Annotated in this window: 9 protein-coding genes; 5 read left to right on the plus strand and 4 right to left on the minus strand. The window is 61.0% G+C overall.

Translation table 11 applies throughout. The features are described 5' to 3' along the window. Positions 1–351 precede the first annotated feature (351 nt). The 4 genes from FKG95_RS28010 (at position 352) to FKG95_RS28025 (ending at position 3,771) form a co-directional block, all read left to right on the plus strand. Complete coding sequence (locus FKG95_RS28010) at positions 352–1,146, plus strand: ferredoxin--NADP reductase (RefSeq protein ID WP_142899777.1); 795 nt, start codon at positions 352–354, stop codon at positions 1,144–1,146. A gap of 54 nt (positions 1,147–1,200) precedes the next feature. Further along, entirely contained in the window at positions 1,201–1,806 is a 606-nt protein-coding gene (locus FKG95_RS28015) for a nitroreductase family protein (protein WP_142899778.1), read from the plus strand. Positions 1,807–2,214: 408 nt separating this feature from the next. Beyond that, on the plus strand, positions 2,215–2,931 hold the full coding sequence (locus FKG95_RS28020; protein WP_281281515.1) for a sigma-70 family RNA polymerase sigma factor: 717 nt from the start codon (positions 2,215–2,217) through the stop codon (positions 2,929–2,931). 3 nt (positions 2,932–2,934) lie between these two features. Beyond that, on the plus strand, positions 2,935–3,771 hold the full coding sequence (locus FKG95_RS28025) for an anti-sigma factor family protein (protein WP_142899780.1): 837 nt from the start codon (positions 2,935–2,937) through the stop codon (positions 3,769–3,771). 91 nt (positions 3,772–3,862) lie between these two features. Here FKG95_RS28025 and wrbA read toward each other — a convergent pair whose 3' ends face one another. From wrbA to FKG95_RS28045, 4 genes are all read right to left on the minus strand, one after another. Next, on the minus strand, positions 3,863–4,474 hold the full coding sequence (wrbA, locus tag FKG95_RS28030) for an NAD(P)H:quinone oxidoreductase (protein WP_142899781.1): 612 nt from the start codon (positions 4,472–4,474) through the stop codon (positions 3,863–3,865). A 114-nt stretch (positions 4,475–4,588) separates the two neighbouring features. Further along, a complete protein-coding gene (locus tag FKG95_RS28035; RefSeq protein WP_142899782.1) occupies positions 4,589–6,820 on the minus strand; it encodes a xanthine dehydrogenase family protein molybdopterin-binding subunit in 2,232 nt (743 codons plus the stop codon). Position 6,821: 1 nt separating this feature from the next. Beyond that, positions 6,822–7,274, minus strand: a complete 453-nt coding sequence (locus tag FKG95_RS28040) for a (2Fe-2S)-binding protein (RefSeq protein WP_142899783.1) — start codon at positions 7,272–7,274, stop codon at positions 6,822–6,824. A gap of 635 nt (positions 7,275–7,909) precedes the next feature. After that, positions 7,910–8,476 (minus strand): TetR/AcrR family transcriptional regulator, encoded by a 567-nt coding sequence (locus tag FKG95_RS28045; RefSeq protein WP_246116927.1) that lies wholly within the window; start codon positions 8,474–8,476, stop codon positions 7,910–7,912. 127 nt (positions 8,477–8,603) lie between these two features. Here FKG95_RS28045 and FKG95_RS28050 point away from each other — a divergent pair, with 127 nt between their 5' ends. Further along, positions 8,604–9,212, plus strand: coding sequence for an NAD(P)H-dependent oxidoreductase (locus tag FKG95_RS28050; protein WP_142899785.1), 609 nt, complete (start codon positions 8,604–8,606; stop codon positions 9,210–9,212). Positions 9,213–9,599 lie beyond the last annotated feature (387 nt).

Genomic DNA, 9,599 nt, shown 5'->3' on the forward strand with positions numbered 1-9,599 from the left:
CAGCGGCCATGCTGCTGGAGGACGGCAATCTGCCGCTCTCGGTTAAGGATAACGGCCCCGATTCCGCTCATTTCCAGGGCGTCATGCCGGCTACGCAGGGAAAACGGCGTTAAAAATTATAGTTAATAATGATTATCAATTGCATAAATTCTCGACATCGTTATCTTGCAGTCTCCGGCGCGAAGCTTACTTAAAGCTTTTCCTCTGTCCGCACTGCGCTTAAAACAGCGCGCCGCGCTGACGAGAGCGTGATCACAAGCTATAGAGACTGACCAGCGATTTTCACGGGATCTGTGAGAATCGGCCGGGTTCTCGATGTCGTTTTACTGAGATGGAAACTGGAGTGCTAGGGTGAGTACAGAATCTGCGCAGCTACCGAAATCGGTGACCTCTGAACGGGTTATTGACGTGCGGCATTGGACGGACCGTCTCTTTTCCTTCCGGATCACCCGGCCCGCGAGTTTCCGCTTCCGTTCCGGCGAGTTCGTGATGCTCGGCCTGATGAACGGTGAGAAACCGCTGCTGCGGGCCTATTCCATCGCCAGCCCGGCCTGGGATGATGCGCTGGATTTCTTCTCCATTAAAGTGCCCGAAGGTCCGCTGACCGGGCGCCTGCAGTCCATTCAGGCGAACGACAACCTTCTGCTGGGGCGCAAGCCGACCGGGACCCTGGTTCTGGATGCCCTGCGGCCGGGCAAAAACCTCTATCTCCTCTCGACCGGAACCGGCATCGCGCCCTTCGCCAGCATCATCCGCGATCCGGACACCTATGCGAACTTCGAGCGGGTGATCGTCACCCACACCTGCCGCGAAATCGCCGAGCTGGCCTACGGCCAGAAACTCGTCGATGACGTCAAGGAAGACCCCCTGGTGGGCGAGGAAGCGACCGCACAGCTTGAGTACTTCGGCAGCGTCACCCGCGAGGACTACGTCAACATGGGCCGGATCACCCATCTGATCGAGAACGGCCACTTCTTCAAGACGGTCGGGACCGAGCCTTTCGATCCGGAGCGCGACCGGGTGATGATCTGCGGCTCCATGGGTATGATCCGGGACGTCCGCGCACTGGTCGAGAATGCCGGCTTCATCGAGGGCGCGAACTCGAAACCCGGCGATTTCGTGGTCGAGAAGTCTTTCGTCGATTAAGGCTGGCGTGTAGCTTTACACCGCCGCTTAAATTACGACACGACGGGTTTGACGATGGATACAGCAACGGGCTCAGAAGCCAACTCCACCCTGGAGCTTTTGCGCAAACGCCGCTCTGTGGTGGCAAACAACATTGGCGAACCCGGTCCGACGCGCGCGGAGCTGGATCTGATCCTGGAGGCGGCCATCCGCGTGCCGGATCACGGTAAGATCGGCCCCTGGCGTTTACAGGTTCTGAGCAAGGCGGCACAGGCCATGCTCGGCGATGTGCTGGCGGCGGAATTCAAGGCGCGCATTCCCGAGGCCAACGATAAGCAGGTGGAATTCGAGCGTCAGCGCCCGCAGCGTGCGCCGGTCCTGATCGTGGTCAGCAGCAACGTGAACCGGGAGCACTCCGTGCCCGAGTCCGAGCAGATGCTCTCCTGCGGCGCGGTCTGCATGAACCTGCTGAATGCTGCGGTCGCCATGGGTTACGCTGCCCAGTGGTTGACCGAATGGCCCGCTTACAACGACACTGTAAAGCAGGCGCTGGGCGTATCCGCCGATCAGCATATCGTAGGCCTGATGTACGTCGGCACCGCCGCCGAGGCGCCGGGCGAGCGGGTTCGCCCCGACCTTGCAACGGCGGTGAGCTATCCGGAAGTGATCCCGGTTCCCTGAACAGACTGCTTTCCGATTTCTTAAGCCCACCCTCAAGATCAGATCAAGTTGAGATGGAATCGCCGACGGCGATTGATCGGGCTTGTGAATCCGGTCTCATTCTAAGGTCTAGAACGGATTCACATCTTTTGACGGTACCACAAAGTGGCTCCGTCAAAAGATGATCCGGTCTAGCGGTGGGCTTTTTTGTTGTCCGGTTTTTATTCACGGGGCTTCTTATCCGTTATGCGCTGGCGGTTTCGGCGATTTTGCAGGAAAATCCGTGAACTCTTTTCGGGTGGCCTCGTTATAGCAGGTAGTACCGAAGGACGTTGTTCGTGCCCTTTGGTATAAGAAGGTCAAATCAGCCGAGGCGGCGCCGGTCTTAAGCCGACGTTGATAAATGACCTGGAGCAAGTTGGGATGGCCATGACGCTGCACGCGAGGCAGGAAGCGTTCGAAGCAATGACGCGGCCCCTACTCGACAGCCTCTACCGCACGGCCTTGCGCATGACCCATGAACCGCAGGCTGCGGAGGATCTGGTGCAGGATACCTGTCTGAAGGCCTTTCGCGCGCTCCATCGTTACGAAGCTGGCACAAACTACCGGGCGTGGATCTTTAAGATCATGACCAACACCTGCATAGACCGGCGCCGGGCGCGGCCCGAGCCTCTGGCAATGGACCTGGAAGAATTCCCGGCCGGTGCGGGGAGCGGTGAAGCGGGCTCTGGCGGATCGCAGGCCACCGGACTGGGAGGGGCAGGCACCGTTCTGCCGTTTCCCGGTTTATCCGGGAGCGATCCGGAGCGGGATCTTCAGCAGAAGGACTTCCGGACGGCCGCCCTCCGCTCGGTCGAGGCTTTGCCGCAGGAACTCCGCATCGTCGTGCTTTTGGCGATTTTCGAGGAGTTCTCCTATGCGGAAATTGCTCAGGTGGTGGGCTGTCCCATCGGCACGGTGCGTTCACGCTTGAGCCGGGGCCGGCAGGCCCTGAAAAAAGACCTGAGCCGATTTGCACGGTCCGACCCGGGCGAGGCTTCCGGCGTCGTAAAGGGGACATCGCAGCGGCGCTCCGCCGAGAATGCCAGAGCAGAGAATGCCAGAGCTGAGAATGCCAGAGCTGAAAATGCCGGAGAAAGCGACTAGAGAATGGCGAATTCAAACTGCGATAAACTCAGCGATGCTCTCTCGGCCTACGCCGACGGCGAGCTGTCGCCTCAGGAAACCACGCTCATCGAAGCGCACCTTGAGAGCTGCGCAGTCTGCCGGGGCGCACTGGCGGCCCTGAAAACGACGGACCGTCGCCTCAAGGCGCTGCGCCAGGAGGAGCGGGCGCCGGAGGACCTCTGGGGTAAGGTGATGACATCGGTCGCCACCATGGATCGTGATGCATCGGAGCAGGATGACGAGGCTGCGGCTGATTCCGTCTGGGGCGCGTCGCGATTCGGGCGCCGCCAGAGCCTGGGCATCGCAGCGGGTGTCCTGCTGACACTCGGGGTCGGTCTCTCGTCACCTTATTGGAGTCGCCTCGGCGGTAAAAATCCCCTGATCGTCGAGCCGGTGAACGACTTTATCACCTTCAAGGTCAGCGAGCGCCCGCTCGATATGGCCGCTTCGGACCCCGTCGCGCTGAAAGAGTGGTTTCAGGGCAAGGTGGATTTCCGCTTGCCGCTGAAGGGCGCCGAGATCGACGGCTACCGCCTGGTCGGCAGCCGCCTGTGTTACTTCCTCAAACGGCGGCTCTCCGCTTTGATGTACGAGCGATCCGGTGCGCGGATTTCCCTTTACGTCATGACCGGCGAAAATCTGGAGGTTCCGGAAGGCACCTGGGAGCCTGCTGCCAGCCGGGAAATCGCCAGCTTTGCGGTCGAAGACTACCGGAACCTGATCTGGCAGGATGGTGGTCTGGTCTACGCCCTGGTGTCCGATCAGCCGAAAGACGACATGCTGCGCTTTGTGGCCGGGCTGCATCTCGACAGCGCGTAGGTCCGGTGTCCGCTGAGGACAAGCTGCCAGAGATATCGCCCGGTCGAACCCGGCGTGCCGACCCACAGGGGCAGCGGGTTCGACCGCGATTTCAGGCTGCGTTGCCGGACTTCAGTTTACTTGCGATCGTAGCGACATGACGGCCCTGATCGCGGGCAAGTTTGAGTTCGATATCCGTCGGTGTGCGCGAGCCATCCGCACCGGCGAGCGTCGCGGCGCCGTAGGGTGAGCCGCCCCGGACCTGTGAGACGTCGGTGAGCTCGGCCGAGGAGTAGGGCAGGCCGACGATGATCATACCGTGATGCAGAAAGGTGTTGTGTGTCGAGGTCAGGGTCGTCTCACTGCCGCCCCCGGTGCCGGTCGAGGTAAAGGCGGATGCGACCTTGCCGATCAGCGCGCCCTGCGCCCAGGCGCCGCCGGTCTGATCCCAGAAGTTCCGCATCTGGCTAGCCATGTTGCCGAAGCGGGTGGGGGTGCCGACGATGATGGCATCGTAGTCGGCCAGTTCCTTCGGTTCGGCGAGGGGGGCATCCTGATCGAGTTTGGCCCCCGCGGCACGGGCAACATCCTCGGGCATCAGTTCGCGCACGCGTTTGGTCGCGACCGTGACGCCGCTCACCTCGGCGGCGCCCGCCGCGACGGCGGCCGCCATGGCTTCGATATGTCCGTAGGTCGAGTAGTAAAGCACCAGTACTTTGGTCACGTAGGATCGTCCTTTCGTCTCACTGTTGGGCCGTTTTTGGAATGTGGCGTAAGCGGGTTGGCCGCACCCGCTGCCTCACCGGGGTGAGACAACGCGCGGCTATTTCTTCAGACTCTAGGCCAGGGCCGTTTGAACCCGGTCCGGGATAAAGGGCAGATGGCGCAAACGCCTCCCGGTCAAGGCATGGAAAGCGTTTGCGACCGCGGCGGCAACCATCGGGGTTCCAACCTCACCGATGCCTGTGGGCCGCGCCTCGCTTTCTTCCAGATGGATCTCGATCTCCGGTACTTCGTTGGCCCGCAGGATCTCATAGTCGTAGTAGTTCGACTGCTCGACCTCGCCGCCGCTGATGGTGACGCGCTCCTTGAGGCTGCTGCTCAGCCCGAAGACAATACCGCCCTCGATCTGGGCCAGGGCATTGTCGGGCGAGACGATCAGCCCCGCGTCGACGGCGGTCCAGAAGTGCTGGACCGTGATGACCCCACTCTCCCGGTCCAGCGCGATTTCAGCTATGCCGGCAGCCATGGAGTCGCCGTAACCGGCGAAGGAAACACCGAGCGCGGTTTCCTCCCGCGGGCTGTTCCAGTCCGCCATCTCGGCGACCCGCTTCAGGAGCTTTTGGCCGCGCGGATTGGAGGCCAGCAGCGCCAAGCGAAAGTCGATGGGATCGCTGCGCGCCTCCAGGGCCAGTTCGTCCATGAAGGCTTCGGCGGCAAAGCTCGTGTAGCTGGCGCCGATTCCGCGCCAGGGGGCCAGGGGGGCATGGCGCTCGGTCAGAATGTGTTCCGCGCGCATGTCGGGAAAGCCGTAAAACTTGCTCTCCGAGCCGCGCATGGAGATGATGTCCTTGGGCCGCACCTGTTCCCAGCGCAGCGCGTTGAAGTAGGCAATCACCGACGGCGTGGCGACCCGGTGTTCCCAGCCGGACAGCGCGCCGTCGGCGGTCAGTCCGGCCCGGAGTCGCTGTGCCGCCGCGGGCCGCAGGCGTCCGTTCTTGACGTCGTCCTCCCGCGTCCAGACCAGTTTGACCGGACGTCCCATTTCCTTCGAGATGAGCAGCGCATCGCTGACATACTCCTGTTGCAAAGCCGTGCGCCGTCCGAAGCTGCCGCCCATGGTCAGGGCATGGAGCCGCACGCGGTCCGCCGTGGTTCCTAGAGTTTCCGTGATCGTCCGTGTCGTCCAGCTCTGGGTCTGCGTACCGACCCAGACCTCCGCACCCAAACCGTCGGGGTCCACCGAGGCCACGGCGGCCATGGGTTCGATCTGTGCGTGATAGGCGTAGTCGGAGAGATACTCCGCTTCGACAACCCGATCGGCGGCGGCAATGGCCGCGTCCGTGTCGCCGGCCTCGCTCCAGACCGCACGTTCGGCTGTCGGGTTCTTCAGGGCCGCTGAGTAATCCGAGAGCGTCATCTCGCTGTCGGACGCCAGTACGCCTGTCGCGCCCGTCCAGTCGACCTGCAGGCGGTCTTTGCCGGCCAGGGCCGCTTCCAGCCGCTCGGCGACCACGGCGATCCCCTCCGGCAGAGTGAGGACGCGCAGGACGCCTGGGACGGCCAGGCTCTCGCTGTCCTCGACCCCGGCGGCAGAGACGCCTTCGACAGGCGCGCGCAGCACGGCCGCGAACAGCATGTCCGGAACCTGAACGTCGATGGCGTAGGTCTCACGTCCCGTGCTTTTGGCCGGAATGTCGCGGCGCGGCAAATCAGATCCGATGAGGCGGAAGCTGGACGCGGGTTTCAGATCCGTCTCGGTCACCTCGGGTACCGAGAGATCGTCTATGGGCAGGGCTGCGATTTCACCGAAAGTCATACGCCGGTCCGAAGCTTCGTGCAGGACGACGCCGGGTTCTGTCGTCACTTCGGTCATGGGCACGTCCCAGGACTTGGCGGCCGCGCGCATGAGAATCCGCCGGGCCTGTGCGCCCGCGATTCGAAGGCTGTCGAAATAGCCGTATACGGCGGTGCTGCCCGCCGTGTAGAGAATGTTTCCGAAGATCGGATTGCCGAAGCTCCGGTCGTCGCGGTCGAGCTGATCGATCTCCACCTTGTCCCAGTCGGCGTCGAGTTCCTCGGCGAGAATCAGCGGTAACGCGGTTGAGCTGCCCTGGCCCATCTCGGTCGAGGGAAAGACCAGGTGCACGCGGTCGTCCGTGCCAATCCGCACCCAGGCCGTGATCTCGGTTTCGGCGGCTTCTTGCGTGGTCTCATTTGCGCCCGCCCGAGAGACGGTAACGAGGCCGGCGCTCCCGATGGCGAAGGTCAGGGCGGAGGCGGATTGCAGGAAGCGCCTGCGGGTGAGCGGTGCAAGCGCTTCGGATGGTGTGGCTGAATGATTCTGCATCTTACACCTCCCTGGCGGCGCGCTGAACAGCTTTGACGATGCGGTTGTAGGTCCCGCAGCGGCAGAGGTTCGGGCTCATGTAGTCGAGGATCTCCGCGCGTTCGGGACTGTCGTTTTCCGCCAGAAGGGCGGCGGCGCGCATGATCTGGCCGGACTGACAGTAGCCGCACTGGGGAACCTGCTCGGCGACCCAGGCGCGCTGCAGGGGGTGGCCTCCATCCGGGGACAGCCCCTCGATCGTCGTGACCTTCGCGCCCTCAAGGCTGTCGATGGAGGTCAGGCAGGAAAAGGAAGGCGTGCCGTCGATGTGTACCGTGCAAGCGCCGCACATGCCGGCGCCACAGCCGAACTTGGTGCCGGTCAGGCCGAGATGCTCGCGCAGCACCCACAATAACGCCGTATCCGGCTCCGCATCGGTCTCGATCTCTTCATTGTTGACGTTCAATCGGATCATCGAAGTCTCCTGAATGTCGGCAAAGGGATAACCAGAACCTGTTGAGCATCGGCTCAACAGACCCGGGACCGGAGTCGACAAACTGCCGATGGCTATGGCGAGGGGATGGGCGTAGAGCTCCGGGCGCGCTCGAATGGCTTAGACCCCGGCGCTGCGCCGGGTGGCAACATTCTGGACGGCATGTATGGGCGTACGCGGTTCAGTTCATGGGCCTCGCAGCCTGTCATGGGGTCTTGAAAGGTTAACTTGGTGCGAGGGTCCGATATTCCAAGGCCGCGGTTTCAATATCACGCTCAGTTGTTCCGGCGAGTCCTGTTGCGGACTCAGATTTGGAATGCGGGTTGTTTGGAAGCTGTGCTTCAAAAAGCACGAAGGCGGGAGGGATCCTGCCTTCGTTTTTATCGTCGCTGCTGTTGGCAGCTTTTGGGCCCGGACTCTTTGGCGAGAAGGCGCCCTCCGAATAGCGTCGCGGCGGAAGGCTTCGCCCTCCTGGTGCAGGATCACACTAGATTCGATGATGTAGTGTCCCGTTGAATCTGAAATTCAAGGAAGTGAATTTCAGATTCGGGACACTGGATGATGGTCGCTACATCGCCCCCCGGAATCACAGGTGGTCGTCGCTGCACGACTCTTGATCATCTCGGCGGCCTGTCAACAATTGCGTAGATTATCTCGAAAAGTTCATCTCGCGCCTGAACGGAAGTCAGTTCGCCGGTCGCAGCCGCATGAGAGAGAGATTCGGCGGCGCCAATTATTGCCCAGAGCCCAGCCGATGATATCGAACCTGTCCGGGCGAAAGGAAGAAGTGCGGCCCTGCATCTTTCGATGAACCCGATTTGATATTCGCGTTTAATCGCCTCGAGTTCCGGGGACCCGGCAAGCGCGGCAATTACGCCCGGAATTTCGCGTCCCTGAAGCAGAATGCACTCGACATAGGAGGACGCGATTACTCTGGCTCTGCCCGCCAAGCTCGAGGCGCTTGTCTTCAAGGCCGCCTCCATGAGTGCATTCTGACGCGCGTCGTATTCCCTGTACAATTCGGCAAGCAGCCCGGACCGCGATCCGAAATGATCGTAAACCACCGGTTTCGTTACGCCTGCTTTCTCGGCCAAGCGACCGAGCGTAAGCGCTTCCGTTCCTTCCTCTCGAATTATCCTCCAGGCAACGTCAAGAAGCTGGCGAAATCGATCCGCTCTTGCCAAACGCTGCCTTCGGGGAGGCTTCCCATCCAATTTTTTCCGGACCACTTGATATCTTATATACCATTAGTAAGTTACTAATAGTATATTATTTTTAGCCAAGAAACAACGCGTAAGAAGGAACTCTTGCATGCACGCCCTCATCGTCTTTGCCCACCCCGATCCCAAATCCAGGACGCGCAGCGTCGCCGCTCGCGTTGCGGAAGGGATCGTCGATTCAGATCATGGGCATTCCTTTGAAATCGCGGACCTGGCCGCAGAGGGGTTTGATCCGAGGTTTATTTCATCGGATATCGCCGCTCACCTGCGCGCATCGCCTCCTTCGGCCGATGTTACCGCGGAGCAAGACAGGATCGATCGCGCCGACGCTCTTGTACTTGTGTATCCCGTTTACTGGTGGTCTATGCCGGCGCTTTTGAAAGGCTGGATAGATCGGGTTTTTGCCAATGGGTGGGCTTACGATGAAGCTCCAGGCCTCAAGCTGAAAAAAAACCTTCAACACCTTCCGGTTCACTTGATCGCAATTGGTGGCGCAAGCGAACGAACCTATGCGCGGCACGGATATTTTGGTGCGATGAAGACGCAGATCGACCACGGCATCTTTGACTATTGTGGCGCGCCCGTAAAAACCTCAGAGCTTCTGCTGGATTCCGAAACGCAGGATCCGAAATCACTCATGGACGCCGCCCACAGCATTGGTGCAAACGTCTTCTCGCTATCGGAACAAAAAGTGGCGTAACCAAAGCATCGACTGCGGCGCGTCCGCCAACGTCATTGGCGACAGCGACCAGGTCTCGATCTGCAGAGGAAAGCATCCTTTGCAACGCCAAACACTTTCAGGATAAGTCGGGCAGGAGGAGTCAGGTTGTTCGCCCCTGAAGACTTGCGCTCTGAGCGAAGATGTCAGTCTGCGGCGAGGGGCTGTCAGTCCCGGTTTTGGCTTTCAGCGGAATTGTTTCTAAAAGCACGAAGGCGGGAGTGATCCCGCCTTCGTTTTCCCGTCTATACGAATTGCCCCTTTAGAGGCTCGGCCCCTTTAAAGAGAAGGTTGGGGCCGCATGTCCTTGGGGTCGATGCCCGCGACGGCGACCGGCTTCTTCATGGCGTCGCGCCGGAAGGGCTCGCC

Source organism: Denitrobaculum tricleocarpae (assembly GCF_007004665.1).
GTDB classification, from domain to species: domain Bacteria; phylum Pseudomonadota; class Alphaproteobacteria; order Kiloniellales; family Kiloniellaceae; genus Denitrobaculum; species Denitrobaculum tricleocarpae.